Raw genomic sequence first — 15,911 nt, forward strand, 5'->3', positions numbered from 1 at the left:
ACCCCCACGCGCCCCCCCCTTCTCCGGGTCAGCCCACGCAGTGGTAGCAGAAAGCGATAACCGAGACGGCAACACCGTTCGACATTGTCGAACGGTGTTTGTTGTGGGAGCTAATTATCGGGAGTTAGCTTCGTCACGTCCCGTTGGAAGTACCGCGGGCATACCCGAGGAGATCAATGTCGATCACCACTGAACCCCGTGCGCATTCGGGCGTCCGCCGGGCGTGGCAACTTCTCGCTGTCGCTCTCGGTCTGGTTCTGCTCGGCGGTGCGACCGCCGCGTTCGTCCAGACCGACGGCGGCAACGTCAGCATTCGAGACACCCGATTCATCGGTGCGGACGGCGCGATGCTGTCCGGCCTGATCTACGTTCCCGACCACGCCAGCGCCGCCGATCCGGCACCCGGCGTCTTGCTCGTGCACGGCTACATCAATTCCCGAGAAACCCAGGCGCCCACCGCCATCGAGCTGGCCCGCCACGGATATGTCGTGCTGGCCTTGGACCAGACCGGCCACGGCGCCTCCGATGCGCCCGCCTTCGCGCAAGGATACGGCGGCCCGGCCGCACTGGAATATCTGCGTTCGCTCGACATCGTCGATCGTGACAATATCGGCCTGGCCGGGCACTCGATGGGCGGCTGGACGATTCTGCAGGCCGCCGAAGCTTTCCCGGACGGCTACCGGTCGATGGTCATCGCGGGTTCGGCGACCGCCCCGGCGAAACCCTCCACCGCGGCCGCCCCTCGCACACCCGAGGGCACCCCGGGCTTTCCCCGCAATATGGCCTTGATCTACGGGGTGTGGGAAGAATTCTCGCGCACCATGTGGTTCACCGGTAACCCCCGGGACGTGATGGGCACCGATCAGATGAAGAAGCTCTTCGGCACGACCGAGACCGTGCAGCAAGACCAGCTCTACGGCTCGATCGAGGCGGGCACGGCCCGCGTCCTGCACCGACCGCTCAACACCCACCCCGGATTGACCCACGACCCGCGCGTCATCGCGCAGACCGTCGATTGGTTCGATCAGACCCTCGACGGCGCCACCCCGGCGCGTGGTCAGATCTGGTGGATCAAGGAACTGGCCACCTTGGTCGCGATGATCGGTGGCCTGCTCGCTGTTTTCGCCGCCGCCCGGTTGCTGCTGGAAACCCGCTTCTTCGCCGTCCTCCGCGCCGATCCTGGCACTGCCCACAATGCCACCGGCCCCAGCTGGTTTGTCGGCGCCGCCTTGGCGACCGCGATTCCGGCGCTCACCTTCCTGCCGATCATGAAGTACGCGGGCAAGGCACTGCCGCCAACCCGGTTTTTCCCGCAGGCGGTGTCGAACTGGATCGTCGCCTGGGCGCTGGCCAATGCGCTCCTCACCGTGGTGCTGCTGAGCCTGTGGTATCTGCGGCGACGCCGGACCACCACGCTGCGTGAGCTCGGTGTTGCTCCCGCGCACGGACTTTCGACGATCGGACGTTCGGCCGCACTGGGATTCGCCGCTGTGTCGGTGATGATCGGACTCGTCGTCTTCAGCGATCTGGTGTTCAAGACCGACTTCCGGTTCTGGATCCTCGGATTCCGTGCACCGACGGCACTGCAACTGTCGGCCATGGTGGTCTATCTGATCCCGTTGATCGTCTTCTTCCTGGCACTGTCGGCTCTGCTCAACACCCAACAGCGAGTCACCGGGAAGCCCGTAAAGGCTTATGCCGCAGCAGCTCTCACTCCCGCACTGGGAGTGCTACTGCTGATCGTCATCGATTATGTGCCGATGCTGCTCGGTGGCGGGTTGTTGTTCTACAACTTCCCGCTGCACATCATCATCGCGTATCAAATCGTGCCGCTCGTCGCGATCGCCGGGCTGCTGTGCGTGGCGCTGTACCGGTGGACCGGCAGCATCTACCCCGGTGCGTTCGCGGCGGCCTTGCTCATCTCCTGGGCACTGACAGCGGGCACCGCCACCCAGTTCCCACTCGGCGAATGGGACGGACTGCCATCGCTGATGCGCATCATGCTTCCCGCACTGTGCGGCGTGACGCTCATCGCAGTGGCAATTCGCGCTCGCCGCAAGCCGGAGCCCGCCACGCAGAGCTGACCAACCGCCCGATCGCCCAGTCGGACTTGCCGACTCGGGTGATCGGGCCGGTTCGGGAACGTTCTTGCTCGACCACGGCGCAGCCCTGACCTGGACGAGCTGTGACGGTGTACAAAAACTGATATGAGCTTTACCAAAAAAGGTTTTCCGCACTCGGTGAGTATATTTTCCATCGCTAACGTTCAGCGTGTCTGCGCCGCACAGTCGCAGTAAAATCCAAGGAAAGGGAAACAGCGCGTGAACGGCAAGAATATTCGGGCAGCGCTTTCGGCGGCCCTCAGCATCACCGCATTAGCCGGTCTGGCGACAACGATCGGCACGGGCCAGGCCCAGGCAGACGGATGCACCGCTGTACAGGTAATTTCCGCGCGCGGGACCGGTGAACCGCTCGGCTTCGCCCCGCAGTTGGGGACTGTCGTCGGCAATCCGGTGTACAACGCGATCAACAAGAAGCTCACCGCAAGTTCCTCCCCCTACCGGGTGGACTACCCGGCCAGTGCCACACAGCTCAATTCCATTTCACTCGGTAATACCGACCTGGTCAATCACATCATCGAGCAGGCAACGTCCTGCCCCAACCAGAGTTTCGTTCTGGTCGGCTATTCGCAGGGCGCCTTCGTAGTGGAGAATTCACTAGGCGTCCCGACCTACACGAGCTGGGGTTCCAAGATCATTCCCGGCTGGGTCGAACCGAAGATCAAGGCGGTGTTGCTGTTCGGCAATCCGATCGGCGCCAACGGCGGCAGGGTCACCGGCACCTACGCCGCCCGCACCCTCGACATCTGCCACGACGGCGACCCGGTGTGTGATCCCAACGGCAACAATGTCAACCAGCACACCAACTATGGGCAGGATGCCGGGCGCGCCGCGCAGTTCGCGGTAGATCGCCTTTGAGGATCGGGGGCTTCCGGGCCGCCGCCCCCGGAAGCCCCACTCCCCCATCGGCGTCCACGCGCCTCACGTTGTGATCACGCATGAAAGACGCGCGGCCTGCCTGGTGCTTGTTGCGAGATATGCTGGCGCAATAGACATTTCGAGCCCGTCGGCTAGCCTTTCCCTCACGGAGAACGCGAAGGGACGCAGGAGCGGCTGGCCGGGAGAACCGGCTTTTGCAGCGTGGCACCGGCCGACGACCCCCGCACCCACCGTTGCGCAGTCCATTCGGTATCTACCAACGTCGCTGAGTGCCGTGCCTCGATGAAGTGGGGAACGATGACCCAACGCACTGCCACTCACTACCCGAACCAGGTGCGGGCGAGCGGCACAGTCTCACTGATCACCGCACCGGAATCGATGTGGGAAATCCTGTCACGCCCCGCCGCGATGGTCTCCTGGATGACCGAACTCCACACCTGCACGAGCCAGACGTCGGATCAGTTGAATGTCGGCCGCGCATTGACCGCGCAACTGCAGTTGTTCAACATGCTCCACGAGGTCGAACTGCTCGTCACCGAATATCGCCCCACCCGCTCGTGGACTATGACATGCGACGCCGGGTCCGGCATCGTCGCCAGCTTTTCGGTGAGACTCGAACAGGTGCGGGATTATTCGAAGACCACGCTCCACAACAGCCTCTCCGGGCCTTCACTACTCGGCGCCGATTTCATCGTCCTGCACAGCGCGATCCAGTTCGCGCTGGATCTGAGTCTTCGTCGCTTGGTCGACATCGCACACTCGGCTGCCGCCGACCCGATGTCCGATGCTCGGGCGGGTGAGCCGACTCGGTGCTGACCGCCTCGCCGGATCTCGATCGCACCGCCCTCGCAGGCCGCGACAGCTGGTACTCCATTGCGTGCTCCCGGAACCGATACAGGCCCGGTCGACAGCCCAGCCGAAACATGAGACCCAGCAACTCGTGTGCACGCTCGACGGCGGCGACGATCTCGGCGGTGGTGGTGTCCACCCGGACCGCTGTCACAGGCACCGAGGTCGCTCGAGCGAGCGCGTCGACGAGTCCGACAGGATCATCGATACCGTGGTCTTCGGGAATCAGAACGAGGCCACCGTCACGGCCGAGTCGATGAATCACCCCATCCCAGCACGGCCGACCGAGCTCGCCGAGGGCGCTGCGTCTGGCATTCCAAGCGGCGATCCTGCTTTCGGGCGAGGCCGGATCCCCGCTGCCGCCGGGCCCGAAAGCCAGTGTCAGCACGGTATAACCGTGCGCGACGGGTAATCCAGTCTGCCGGGCTGCCCGTATGACGCCTTCGCCACCGAGCAGTTCAGCCATCAGATCGGGCGACACCTGCGCTTCCCGGCTCTGCAAGGCAGCGACGTAGCGGCACGAGATCGCACGAACGGTGCTGTCGCGGCGCTCGGTGGCCCTCGCCGCCACGGCCACGGCCGGTGTGTCCGCACCCTGCGCGAACCCCCTGCGCACAGCGTCGAGGACCGCTTCGATCGGCACGTTCGCATGTGCGTAGGAAATGGCGAGTTGTTCGGCTCGAACCAGAACGATCCGTTTGTCGAGATGCGCGTCGCGGGCGATGTCGGCGCCCAACTGTCGTGCAGGAGCCAGGTTCGGCCGGGCAGGGACGGGTCGGTCGAATTCTTGCCGAATCATTGTCACTCCTCACACCCCCTCTGCGTCCAGCCTGCTGGAAGCGCTGGTCAGGCGGCATCGGCAGAACTACGTATATGTGCGATACGCACTACCGAGCGCGGGCGGTACGACGGCGGATCCATCGGGGTCAGATCACAGCGGATCATGTTCGGGACCGGATTCGATTCAGCGACAAAGCCCAGCGTGACTTCCTGTGAACCCTCGCAACATATGGACCAGGCCGCCCTGGCGACACACCGCCCTTCCTATCGTCATAGGTGCGGCCTATCGAGGCAGCCGGTTCCAACACCGCGAACAGACTCGCCCGCAGAACGGATCGCCCTTCCACCCCTGCGGGCGGGCCTGTCCGACTTGCAGAATCTCAGATCCGCGGACCGCCCTCAGGCGAGCAGAGCATCGATGAGGCGGTGCGCAGCGGCATCGCAGCGTTGCGTGTCGCCGGTGACGAGTCGGTCGAGCAGGATTCCCTTGAGACCCGAGGCCAGCACCGTGGCATCGACACGGGCGCGCGCGGAATCGCGTCCTGCGCGAGTGAGCAACTCGGCCGCGTAATCCACCCACGCCACTATCGCGTCACGTGCGGCGGGGCGCTCGGCGGCGTCAGCGGTGAGCCCGGCGGCGAGCAAGTGGTACATGACCGTGAAGTGCGTGCGCTGTTGGTCGGCGGTCATCGCCGCCCACGCCGCTGCCGCCGCGTCGGCGGGACACTGCTCGGCGGCACCGGCGAGTTGGCGCTGCGTCTGCTGTCGATGTTCGGCGAACGCCGCGGCGAGCAGTTGCTCGCGGCTGCCGAAGTAGTGCACGAGCATGCGCGCACTGGTCCCGATGCGATCCGCCAGGCCACGCAAGGTGAAGTCGACGAGACCGTGACGTGCGAAGTCGTCGAGCGCGGAGTGGAGCAATTCTTCGCGTCGGGTGGGATTCGGAGGTGTTCGGTCAGCCACCCCTTGACTGTAACAGTTGTTACATCTAGGGTCTCCGACATGGATGTAACAAATGCTTCATCGCCGGGTGTCGAGCCCACCGAATACACGGCCTTCATGATGCTGACCGCGCTACCCGCATGGCTGGCGCTGAGCCGACCGGAACGTCGAAACATCGCCGACGCCGCCCTTGGCACCGCCCTCGCGGCCCGGACGAAAACCACGATGCGGTTCTACGACGCCGAGGCCTTCACCGCCCGGTGCAGCGACATCGCCGTTTTCGCCACCACCGACCTCGGCGAGTACTACCTGGCGGTCGAGCAACTACGTGACTCGACGCTGTTCACCACGCCCTACTTTCGACTCGATGACCTGATTCTGTCCGTGGAAGACGGGCACAGGGCCGCCGAATGAACGAGCAGATCGGGCCCCGCGCGGCGCTGGTCACCGGAGGTGGCAGCGGAGTCGGCTTCGCATTGGCCCAGCAGCTCGCCGCCACCGGCCGTCACGTGCTGATCTGTGGCCGCGACCCCGACCGCCTGGCGAACGCGGCCGCCCGCATCCCCGGCCTGCAGACCATGCGTGCCGATCTCGCAGTTCCCGCCGACGTCGATCGCGTTGCCTCGACCGCGGCCGCCTTGCCCGGACTGGACCTGGTCATCAACAACGCCGGAGTCCAATTCGACCGGCAATGGGCGACATCGGATGCCGACGAACTGCTCGACGATCTGACCGAGGAACTGGCGACAAACCTGATCGCACCCCTGCGCCTGACCGCCCGCCTGGTTCCCACACTCGCGCTGGCCCCGTCCGCGACCATCGTCAACATCACCTCGGCACTCGGGCTGGTGCCCAAGCGATCAGCGCCGGTGTACTGCGCGGCCAAGGCAGGCCTGATCGCCGCGACCACCTCACTGCGATACCAACTCGCCACAGACGCACCAACTGTCCGCATCGTCGACGCGATGCTGCCGCTGGTCGACACTGCGATGACCGCCGGACGTGGACGAGGCAAGATCAGCCCGGACGCGGCAGCAGCCGCCGTCCTGGCCGGCCTGAACAAGCCGCACGTGCGCCGGATCCGAGTAGGGAAAGTCGGCATATTGCTTGGTATGCAACGAATCTCACCCACGCTCGCGGCCCGCGTGGTCGCGGACTGAGGCAGATCAAGCTGGAGACCTCGATCCCTTCTTCGTCTACGACACCTGTGCCAAAGAATCGTGGAGCGGGCTCCGTCGTCAGCGGACGGGGTCCGCCGGCGTGGCTATTCTTTTTCCGTTGCCGCTTTCCGAGCACCGAACATTCGCATCCAGTGAAGAATTTCAGACGATCCACGATCGGCAAGAAGGAATGTGCAATAACGGTCAGGGCCAGAGACTCCGATCATGACCAATTCATCGTGCCCATACTCCGCGAGGAAATCTACAAGCTCCTCGGTCAGCCTCGAGAGCGTGACATCCCCGCCGGTGTGCCTCAGCCTCCTTTTATATACGCTGAGCAGACCCAGCCTCGCCACAGGGCGTGCACTGATTGCAGATGCCTCACGCACTCTAACAAGTAGATCCGAGCTCGTGACTCCTCGAGGAATTGCCGCCGCGACTAAACCTTCTAGTGTCGCGTTATCCATTGAGACCACCGTCAAAAACCGGACCGGAATTCGATCGATTCCGGTCGCGGCTCCACCAGAAAGGCCCGGGAGCGTGCGAGCGCAACAATGAGCAGGGTGGTGCCGATATAGACCGGCAGCAAATGGATGAACGCGGTGTAGTGGATCAGGAAATGCACGGCCAGCGCGCTGACCGAGCCCGCGGTCGCCGCCCCGAGCAGCGACCACCAAACCCAGGCCTCTCCTTGCCGCCAGCCCCACATCCCGATCAGCGCGATGCCCACACCGGTTGCCACCAGTGCCCCGCCGAACCCTGCCCGGTCGTGGGCGATGAACGGCAGCAGATTCGCGTTGGCGGCCCGTAGCGTGTCCGCGTCGGTGTGCAGGAAGTCCAGATCGGTCGGCACGAACACGACACTCAGCCCGACCGTCGAGATGACGATGCCGCCGATGACGACGCCTATGCCGGTTCCGACCATCAGCAACTGCCCGGTCAGCGCGCGTCGGCGCACCCGCTCCGGGCACGGGGGAGGTAACCGGCGGCACACAGGTCCGGGTGTGTGTCGGACGCCGAGCAGGAACATCGGGAACAGCACCACCGTCACCGCGACGTGCAGCGGTTCGACGAACCCGATGAACAGGAAGTAGAACAGTGTCGGAAACCCCACCAGCCCCGACAGCAGCAGTGCCGTGCGGGCCCACGCCCACCCGCGGCGGATACCACCCCAAGCGAGCCCGATGTAGAGCGAGCCGATCGCGATCATGTTGCCCGCCATGGTGATTCGATCGTGCTGCAGGAAATGCACCAGGTGGTGATTGATCCGGTGCAGGCCCTCGACGTCGGTACCGAGATAGTCGCGGTCGTACCACAGCAGCACCGGGCCGAGCGTGACAGCGGCCGCGCCGAGGCCGGCCACGATCATGCCGACGCCGACCAGCAGGCTCCAGAACCAGCTGGGCCACCGGCGTGGGTCGAGCGGGACCTCGCGCAGGGTCGGTGCGGGCGCGGTCGGCGGGGCAGCTGCCTCGATCACCCGTTGGAACCAGCCGGGACCGGCCGCTATCAGCACGGCGGGCGTCGCGACCACAGTGGTCCCCGGGTCTGCCAGTGCTCGTACCGCTTCGGCGATGTCGGGATCGGTGAGATATCTTCTGTCGCTTGCTGTTTCGCCGATGAGCACCTCGTCCACGGCGTCGGCCAGGTCGGCCGCCACGCTCTCGTCCGTGACTCGGGCGAGGACCCGGCAGCGGCGACCGCGCGCGGCCTCCCGCACCGTCGCCACTGTCGTGGCATCGACTGGGCCGATTTCCACGAATCCGGCGCCCTGCGGCGGTAGGGCCCGGATCGCGTCCCTGGCGGTCGACACCGGCACGGTGGCTCCGAACCGATCCGCCCAGTCCGCGGGCGGCTTCGGATGATCGAAAACTGTCCGGATGGTCGCGGCCCCACCCGGTAGCGCCGACAGCGTGCCAAGGAGTCGCAGCGCCCAGCGCTGGGCACGCCGCTCCCCGGCCAGGGCGTTCGCCACCGGCCGCAGCGGGTGATAAGTCCAGTCCGGCACGGCAGCATCCTCACACACCGCCCCTGGGTTGTCAGGTGCGGCCGTTTGAAGGCCAGTCCTGGAACACCGGACTCGCCAAGTACCGAGGCTGCCAGGGCTGCGCGCCTCCCTCTCGATGTCGCGCCGCGGCGAAAATTCCGGTTTCATTGATGTTTGGAACAGCCACCGACCGGGACCGGAGGTCCATGTCATGTCCTGTGCCGACACACCCAGTCCGTCAGACCCCACGGCGGAGCCCGGATCCTCCAGGGCCAAACCAAAATCGCTCGTGGTTCAGGTCCCCGCAGAACCGCCCATTCTGACACCTGCTGCCGCAAGAGCACTGCTCCGCCTACTTCTGAACGAAGCTCGCCGACGCGCAGACCTCGACACCATGGACACCCAACCAAACCCCGACGGATCGCCGGAGATCGGCGCCGTCGACCGGCAAGCCACGAACCCTCATAAACCGCAGGTCAGCTAGGCGATTTGGTTTCCGACAGCGCGTCGGATAATCTTTTGGCACACCAGCAAGTCCGGGTGGCGGAATGGCAGACGCGCTAGCTTGAGGTGCTAGTGCCCGTATTAGGGCGTGGGGGTTCAAGTCCCCCTCCGGACACAACCAGTACGCCCACGGGTGGGGTCGCTTCGGCGATCACCACCCGTGTTTTGTCTCTATAGGTGAGTTTGAGCCCGATCTTGCGGTAGACAGCATTCTTGTCCTCCGGATCAGCGCGACCGAGGGCTATGACCAGGTCGCCGAGGGTTTCAACCAGGTCCCGAACATCTTGGCGGGTCAGCCGCAATTTCTGGCCGACCGATTGTTCCAAGGTCGCGAGTCGGCTCGCAGCGACTTGACGCTCGGCCTGCGTCTGTCTGGTCCAGCCGGCGACAGTGACAGGATCGGCGCCCGCGTCGAGTGCGTCCCGGTATCGGGCCAGCTTGCGATCGAAGTCGCTGACCAACCGTCGCGTCGTCTCGAGTTCGGGCAGCCGGTCAGGCTGGGCGCTCTCGAGAGCTGCCAGCGACTCCTCGATCTGCGCTGGCCCGAAGATCTGAGCCAGCCAGTGGTCGAGCTGTTCGGTCAACTGGTCCTCGCGGAGGTAGACCGATGGTTGGTGGTCGATCTGGTTGGCGATGGCGTACTCGGACGGGTACCGGCAACGATAGTGCGCCTTGTCGTGGTTCCACGTGCCCTGCATCAAGCGACCACAGGTTTCATGCGACATCAGGCCCTTGTAGGCGTAAAGGTGCTTGCGACGCTGTGTCGCTCGACCCGTGGATTGCGGTCCGCGTGAGGCCAACCGGAGCTGCACTTGGTCGAACACGGACCGATCGACCAGCGGTTCATGCGCGAGCTGATCGGAAAATACCCACTGCGACTTAGGATTCCATGCAAGCCGCGTCTCGTGGCCCAGAGCGACGTCCTCGACGTCGATGAGCGACTCCTGCTTGCGTTGCCGGTTCCAGACGGCGTACCCCGTGTAGCGCGGGTTGGTGAGAATCGCGCGGATAGCGCTTTTCGACCACGCGGCTCCTTCCCGGTGACTGTTGCGAGCACGGTCGTGCGCTGAGGGACAGGCGATTCCAGCCGCGGTGAGCAGCTGAGCGAGCGCGAATACTCCTACGCCGGATAGATATTCGCGGAAGATTCGTTGCACCACGGGTGCGGCAATGGGATCGGGTTCGAGTCGATGCAACCGCTTGCCGTCGGCCGCCTTGCCGGGATGCGGGTGTGCGCCCGCGTCGGCGAGTTGGCAGCCGTATGGCGGTCGACCGCCGAGGTAGCGGCCTTCGACCTGGGCCTGTGCTGACATGGCGGCGCGAACGCGGATCTTGATCCGATTACGTTCGCCCTTCGACATTCCACCGAAGACCGACATGATCATGTCGTGCGCTTCGGAGTCCGGGTCGATCTGTCCGCCGACTTCTGGTACCCAGAGCTGGACACCGTAGTGGACGAAGACGGGAAAGGTCAGGCCGAACTGGTTGCCGTAGAACGCGCGTTGAGGTTCTCCGATCACGACCGCGTCGAAGCCGCGGTCGGGGTCTCTGAGGAGCTCGAGAAGCCTGTTGGCCTCTGGCCGCCGCTTCCACGGGATGGAGCGAGACTGGCCGACATCGAAGAACTCGGCAACGACCTGGCCGTGGCGTTCGATCAACGCGTTGGCACGCCCCAGTTGCCAGTTGCGGGACGCTTCTGGATCTTGTTGATCCTCGGTCGAGACGCGTCCGGCGAACGCGAACCTGATCTGGGTCATGACCCCTCCGAACTGTCGTTGTCTGGCGCTGGGCGCGGGATTCTCTGCAGGAGACGCAAAAGTGCAGCCGCTGCAGCGGCATTGAGAACGGGTGGGTCTAGAGGGCCGACGACGCGCACCGCGTCAGAGTCGGCACCATCCTCGCCCTCGTCCGGGCGGTCAGCCGGATTCGGCGAAGCGGATTGACCGGAATACGACACGACAGGCTCCTAACGCCTGTCAGTGACTCCTCCGCCTCCATGAAACCTGAACTTCCGCTCGAGCGCCAGGTAATTCGCATGATCCAACCCACCCGCGCTGCTTGACCTGCGTGCGCACGGTCGCGCCGAACCCCCGCGCCCGTGCGCACGCTGAGCAGCCGGTGATCCGCTGAGACGATCCGCATTTCGACCGTTACACCCACACGCCGCGCCTCGGCTACACTTGAGCACGGAGCCACTGACCAGGGCACGCGAAAGCCCAGGTGAATATCGTGCCTCCTTACGCCCATCCCAGCCCGTCGGACCGACCGACGCAGCGCCCAGATGAGGCCACAACCTCCAACGACGCCGCTCGCTTGCGCCTCCTGCAGCATGTGACTCGGGCGCCGATGCTGCCCACACTGCTCGCAGTGTGCGGGTGGTACACCCACACGACGTCCGTACCTGCCGGCCAAGCCGTGGCGCACCCCAGCGATCTCGCCGCGTCGGACGCAACTCTCAATCCCCTTGCACGCCAATAGAACTCCCATATCCGATTGGAGAACTATGTCTACACAGAGGCAAAACCGCTCACGCACCCGTCGCGCGTTCGGCGGAATCCGCAAACTTCCGTCAGGGCGCTGGCAGGCCAACTACACCGGCCCGGACCAGGCCGTCCACAAAGCCCCCGCAACGTTCGACACCAAGGGGCGAGCGGAGGGCTGGATCTCATCGGAGCTCGAGCTCATCGATCTCAATGTATGGACTCCCCCGGCCACTCGCGACGTCACCGGACCCGAACCAGCCGTCCTGTTCGGGCAGTACGCCGAGCGAGTCATCGCGACGCGTGTTTCCCGACGGGGAAGACCACTCGCGAGACGAACCGTCGACTCCTACAACTACTTGCTGCGCGAACACATAAACCCGACGTTCGAGGAAACGCCGGTCACACGAATCACACCCGAGATGGTTCGCGCCTGGTACAGCAATATCACGCGCATTCGTGCCCGAGGAGCAAAGTCCGCCGACGCCGCCGACGACGACGCCGTGCCCACTACACGCGCACGCGCCTATGAAGTGCTTCGGATGGTGCTCAACGTCGCGATCGATGACGGCCACATCGACCAGAATCCACGCCGAATCGCAGGCGCCACCGCTGTCCAACCTGCGCACGACACCACGATTCTGCTCCCCAGGGAGATCGGTGCGCTCGCAGCTGCGATGCCTGCAGAGCTCTCCGCGTCCGTGCTGCTCGCCGCTTGGTGTGCGCTTCGCCCCTCCGAGGTGTTCGAGCTACGCCGCCGAAATCTCAATGCCGACTGCTCCATCCTGACCGTGGCCTTCGCAGCGACCTATCGCAAAGGCAAGGTCGTGATCGATCGTCCAAAAGATGGATCGACAGGAGACGTCTGGCTTCCCGATCACATCCGCTCTACCGTCCGCCAACACCTCGACATGCACGTCGGCCAGGAGCCGGATTCATTGCTGTTTCCTGACCCTGAAACCGGTGAGACCATGCGCGAGTGGATCTACCGCCGAAAGTTCACCCAAGCGTGCGTCAAGATCGGCCGCCTCGACTTTCGGCCCGGCGAACAGCGACATACCGGCGGCACGCTAGCAGCACAAGCCGGCGGCACCCTGCCCGAGATCATGGACAGACTCCGCCACAAGACTCCCCAGGCCGCCATGCGATACCAGAAGATCGCCACGGGACGAGCGCGGACCGTAGCGGCGAACATCTCGAAAATTGCTAAGGACGCCCCTGACCCATCATAGCGATGGTTAGAGCCGCTTTAGAATATGAGGATTCAAGTCCCGAACCGGGATGGGCGCTGACACTACTAGCATTGATCCACTTTCTATCTCGACTCAGCCGCGCCATCAAATAAATATACATATGACGCTTCTGCACGCATTCCGCACGACAGGACTGGAGGATTTTAAAACCATGCCTGACCAGCAGCTTTTCAATTGCACCAGCTGGTTTCGAACCAGCGACAGATCGGTGGCTGACGGTAGAGGCGGTTCCCCAGCACCCCCACGTAGCGGCGCAAGATTCACACCCGAGGCCCTTCAGCGACTCGAACATCGAAGCCGCGCCATGCAATCTCCAGTGGCACAGGCAGCTTCGCCCAGTAGCCGATCACCGCTTAATCGATGCCCGCCGATAGAGCATCGTACCTGTGCGGGCCCCGGCCATAGCAGAATCGCGCATCGCCGTAGCCTTCCTGGCCTCGGAACAGAGCAGCTACGTGGTCGGCGCGAACTTCTATGTCGACGAAGGTGCGAACCAGGTCCAGTGCAGTCGAATCGGCTGGCCAACCCACCTCAGATCCCGGAATCGGCTGGCATGGCCCGTTGGCCCGCTACGACGAGGCGGCCATGGCCCTGCTCGATCGATGGCTGCACGGGAAGGCGGTGCTTGACATCATGGGCGCGAAATCGCACTACCGCGCGTCGGTGTCGCCGGTCATGAAACGAAGTCCGGGCACAGATTCGTGGTCGCGGCGCTGACGAACAGCGGCCCCTGATCGAACTGATAGGTCTGCTCAACTGCGGAAGTCTCGTCCAGTACGGACACGCCGCCCCGCAAGTGTTCACAGGTCGCCCGGCCCGCGGCGACCATCTCCTTCGCCGACTTCCCCGGCAGGACCGCATCGTTGATCCTGATCTCCTCGAGGAAGGACGCATCGTCCGCGCTGATATCGGCTTCGGCGGCGCGGGTCGTGGTGACGTCGGCGCCGCGTGGCTCGGTTGCCGGGTCACAGCCTGCGACTGCGGCACCGAGAACCGTGAGAGCCAGACAAACCGCTACCGCGTTGACACGCAATGCAATTCGCTTTACGAACATCGTGTTGCCCCTGATCTCGAGCTGTGGGATCGACACCCTCGATCGACCCTCTCCGACACCATTTCCGGTGTACCGCCAACGATCCCGGGCCAGCCGAAAGCCCGAAACCCACCCCAGGGCTGGATCGACCCAACCCATGGGCGCAGCTGCGACCGCGCTGACTTGGCCTCGCGGACGCCGAAACCACCGCCGACCAACTGCCCTACCGTCACGCCCGCAGAACCGACACCCTGCACGTCTTCGACTGAGTGAACCTGTTGATCCAGCCGGCTACGTTGTCGACCGGATCAACACGACGTCGAAGGCGTCATCGGCCCAGCGTCTCTCGTGCCCACGTCGTGACGTGATGTTGTGGGCAGCCCGAGTTCGTGCGCCGACGCGGGTCTGGCAGGGGCGGGGTGGGCACTGGTGAATCGTTGCGACAGCGCGAACACCGGCATCAGCCCCTCCTCGATGGCAGCTTCGGGACTGACGGGCAGTTCGATCTCCGTGCCGGTCACCTGCGCGAGAATCCGCGCGGCCTCCCGGAAGTTCAGAAAATCCCCCGCGAGGTCCAGCTCCACACCAAGGAACCGCGCCGGGTTCTCGAACGCACGGGCGGCAGCGGCGCCGATGTCGGCCAACGCGACAAAAGCAAGCCGCACATCCAGATCGAACGCGACCAGCAGCCGATTCGACACCCCGTCGGCGAAGTAGAACGACGGGCGCGCGAAGTTCTCCATGAAGATCGCCGGACGCAGAATCGTCCAGTGGGCGAAGCCGGCCTCTCGGACACGCCGCTCCCCTGCGATCTTGCTCCGCCAGTAATGACGCATGTGATCGCCCCACCGCTGTGCATCCACGTCGTCGCGCTGCGGCTGACCCGTGCCCGATACCGAGGTGTGCACGAATTGTCCCACCCCCGTGGCACGGGCTGCCTCGACCAGCGCGCGATTATGCATGTCCTCCGAATCGCCCAGGGGATCTGTGAGGTCAGGGGTCTGAATCGAGAACACGGCACCGACTCCGTTCATCGCCGCTCGTAGCGAGTCCGGCTCGTTCAGATCGCCTTGGACAACAAGCGCGCCTCACTCGGCCAGCCTCCGCGCCCGCTCGGATTCGGGGTCGCGTACCAGCGCCCTGACCGGACGATGCGCTGCCAGCAACGCGGTCACGACGGCCCCTCCTTGACGGCCGGTCGCGCCTGTGACCAGGACGGATTCTCTCGTTTCGATCACTGTCTCGACCTCCCGGGCAAAAACTGGGGCGACACCCCACTTATTGCCGCGATAATATGGGGCCTCACCCCATTTGTCGAGATCGGAGCAGGCAAGTGACAGCAAGCCCTCCTCGGGCCCCCCGCGCGGACTGGAAACGCAACCACGAATTGTTGCTGAGGGCGGCCCGCGAGATAGTCCTGCGCGACGGCGCCGAAGCATCACTGGAAGAGATCGCCCGCCGGGCCGGTATCGGTTCGGCGACGCTGCATCGTCACTTCCCCTCCCGATATGCCCTGTTGGACGAGGTCTTTCACAACGGGATCGCCGAATTGTGCACTCGCGCCGAACACGCCACCACCGGTCTCGACAGCCGTGCGGCGTTGGTCGACTGGTTGGCGGATCTGGCCGCCTACGCCGCCGAAACCCGTGGCGTTGCCGAAGCTCTCGCGGCCAACCGCACGACCGAGGAACCGCCACTCGGCGGCTGTCACGGACTCATCCGCGACGTCGCCGACCGCCTGCTCGACGCCGCCACCGCAGCAGGCACGTTACGCAACGCGGTCGACCTCGACGACCTACTCACTCTCACCAACGCTGTTTCCTTTGCCGCTGGCGGCGATGCCGTCCGGGCACGGCGCGTATTCATGCTCGCCGCGGCAGGGCTGTAGCCCAGCGAACGATGCCGTATCACCACCGAAACCGTC

10 protein-coding genes, 1 tRNA gene and 3 pseudogenes are annotated in these 15,911 nt (G+C 64.6%); 8 read left to right on the forward strand and 6 right to left on the reverse strand.

Annotated elements, in window-relative coordinates; translation table 11 throughout:
• Positions 1-176 precede the first annotated feature (176 nt).
• The 3 genes from ACFW6D_RS01590 to ACFW6D_RS01600 all read left to right on the forward strand — a co-directional run bounded on the left by ACFW6D_RS01590 (position 177) and on the right by ACFW6D_RS01600 (position 3,815).
• Positions 177-2,084 (forward strand): alpha/beta hydrolase family protein, encoded by a 1,908-nt coding sequence (locus tag ACFW6D_RS01590; RefSeq protein ID WP_379323669.1) that lies wholly within the window; start codon positions 177-179, stop codon positions 2,082-2,084.
• Positions 2,085-2,321: 237 nt separating this feature from the next.
• A complete protein-coding gene (locus ACFW6D_RS01595) occupies positions 2,322-2,978 on the forward strand; it encodes a cutinase family protein (RefSeq protein WP_379323671.1) in 657 nt (218 codons plus the stop codon).
• A gap of 318 nt (positions 2,979-3,296) precedes the next feature.
• The gene (locus ACFW6D_RS01600) at positions 3,297-3,815 is read left to right on the forward strand and encodes an SRPBCC family protein (protein ID WP_379323673.1); all 519 of its coding nucleotides are present in this window, start codon (positions 3,297-3,299) and stop codon (positions 3,813-3,815) included.
• A gap of 1,212 nt (positions 3,816-5,027) precedes the next feature.
• Here the strand turns inward: ACFW6D_RS01600 and ACFW6D_RS01605 are convergent.
• Positions 5,028-5,591, reverse strand: coding sequence for a TetR family transcriptional regulator (locus tag ACFW6D_RS01605; RefSeq protein WP_379323674.1), 564 nt, complete (start codon positions 5,589-5,591; stop codon positions 5,028-5,030).
• A gap of 39 nt (positions 5,592-5,630) precedes the next feature.
• Between ACFW6D_RS01605 and ACFW6D_RS01610 the strand changes: the two genes are divergently transcribed.
• Positions 5,631-5,984 carry a darcynin family protein gene (locus ACFW6D_RS01610; protein ID WP_379323676.1) on the forward strand — a complete coding sequence of 118 codons (354 nt, stop codon included), beginning with the start codon at positions 5,631-5,633 and terminating at the stop codon, positions 5,982-5,984.
• Positions 5,981-6,730, forward strand: coding sequence for an SDR family NAD(P)-dependent oxidoreductase (locus ACFW6D_RS01615; protein ID WP_379323678.1), 750 nt, complete (start codon positions 5,981-5,983; stop codon positions 6,728-6,730). The genes ACFW6D_RS01610 and ACFW6D_RS01615 overlap by 4 nt, the downstream gene beginning before the upstream one ends.
• A gap of 478 nt (positions 6,731-7,208) precedes the next feature.
• Here ACFW6D_RS01615 and ACFW6D_RS01620 read toward each other — a convergent pair whose 3' ends face one another.
• A complete protein-coding gene (locus ACFW6D_RS01620; protein WP_379323680.1) occupies positions 7,209-8,738 on the reverse strand; it encodes a hypothetical protein in 1,530 nt (509 codons plus the stop codon).
• Between the two features lie 513 nt (positions 8,739-9,251).
• Between ACFW6D_RS01620 and ACFW6D_RS01625 the strand changes: the two genes are divergently transcribed.
• Positions 9,252-9,336 (forward strand) — tRNA-Leu (locus tag ACFW6D_RS01625).
• 685 nt (positions 9,337-10,021) lie between these two features.
• On the opposite strand, the pseudogene ACFW6D_RS01630 reads toward ACFW6D_RS01625, so the two are convergent.
• Both ACFW6D_RS01630 and ACFW6D_RS01635 read right to left on the reverse strand, forming a co-directional pair.
• Positions 10,022-10,381: pseudogene (locus ACFW6D_RS01630) on the reverse strand (recombinase family protein); the annotation flags it as partial.
• 195 nt (positions 10,382-10,576) lie between these two features.
• A pseudogene (locus ACFW6D_RS01635) lies at positions 10,577-10,978 on the reverse strand (recombinase family protein); the annotation flags it as partial.
• Between the two features lie 1,082 nt (positions 10,979-12,060).
• Between ACFW6D_RS01635 and xerC the strand changes: the two are divergent.
• Positions 12,061-12,933, forward strand: coding sequence for a tyrosine recombinase XerC (gene xerC, locus ACFW6D_RS01640; protein ID WP_379323682.1), 873 nt, complete (start codon positions 12,061-12,063; stop codon positions 12,931-12,933).
• 694 nt (positions 12,934-13,627) lie between these two features.
• Here the strand turns inward: xerC and ACFW6D_RS01645 are convergent.
• The gene (locus ACFW6D_RS01645; protein WP_379323684.1) at positions 13,628-14,008 is read right to left on the reverse strand and encodes a DUF732 domain-containing protein; all 381 of its coding nucleotides are present in this window, start codon (positions 14,006-14,008) and stop codon (positions 13,628-13,630) included.
• 287 nt (positions 14,009-14,295) lie between these two features.
• Positions 14,296-15,426 (reverse strand): annotated as a pseudogene (locus ACFW6D_RS01650) (NmrA family NAD(P)-binding protein).
• On the opposite strand from ACFW6D_RS01650, the gene ACFW6D_RS01655 reads away from it, so the two are divergent.
• Complete coding sequence (locus ACFW6D_RS01655; RefSeq protein ID WP_379323686.1) at positions 15,321-15,875, forward strand: TetR/AcrR family transcriptional regulator; 555 nt, start codon at positions 15,321-15,323, stop codon at positions 15,873-15,875. The pseudogene ACFW6D_RS01650 and the gene ACFW6D_RS01655 overlap by 106 nt on opposite strands.
• Positions 15,876-15,911 lie beyond the last annotated feature (36 nt).

This window comes from Nocardia sp. NPDC058705 (assembly GCF_042749305.1).
Lineage (GTDB): Bacteria > Actinomycetota > Actinomycetes > Mycobacteriales > Mycobacteriaceae > Nocardia.

Coding starts and splice junctions, on each gene's coding strand:
- ACFW6D_RS01645 (WP_379323684.1), bottom strand. CDS start 14,008: ATGTTCGTAAAGCGAATTGCATTGCGTGTCAACGCGGTAGCGGTTTGT.
- ACFW6D_RS01615 (WP_379323678.1), top strand. CDS start 5,981: ATGAACGAGCAGATCGGGCCCCGCGCGGCGCTGGTCACCGGAGGTGGC.
- ACFW6D_RS01610 (WP_379323676.1), top strand. CDS start 5,631: ATGGATGTAACAAATGCTTCATCGCCGGGTGTCGAGCCCACCGAATAC.
- ACFW6D_RS01590 (WP_379323669.1), top strand. CDS start 177: ATGTCGATCACCACTGAACCCCGTGCGCATTCGGGCGTCCGCCGGGCG.
- ACFW6D_RS01600 (WP_379323673.1), top strand. CDS start 3,297: ATGACCCAACGCACTGCCACTCACTACCCGAACCAGGTGCGGGCGAGC.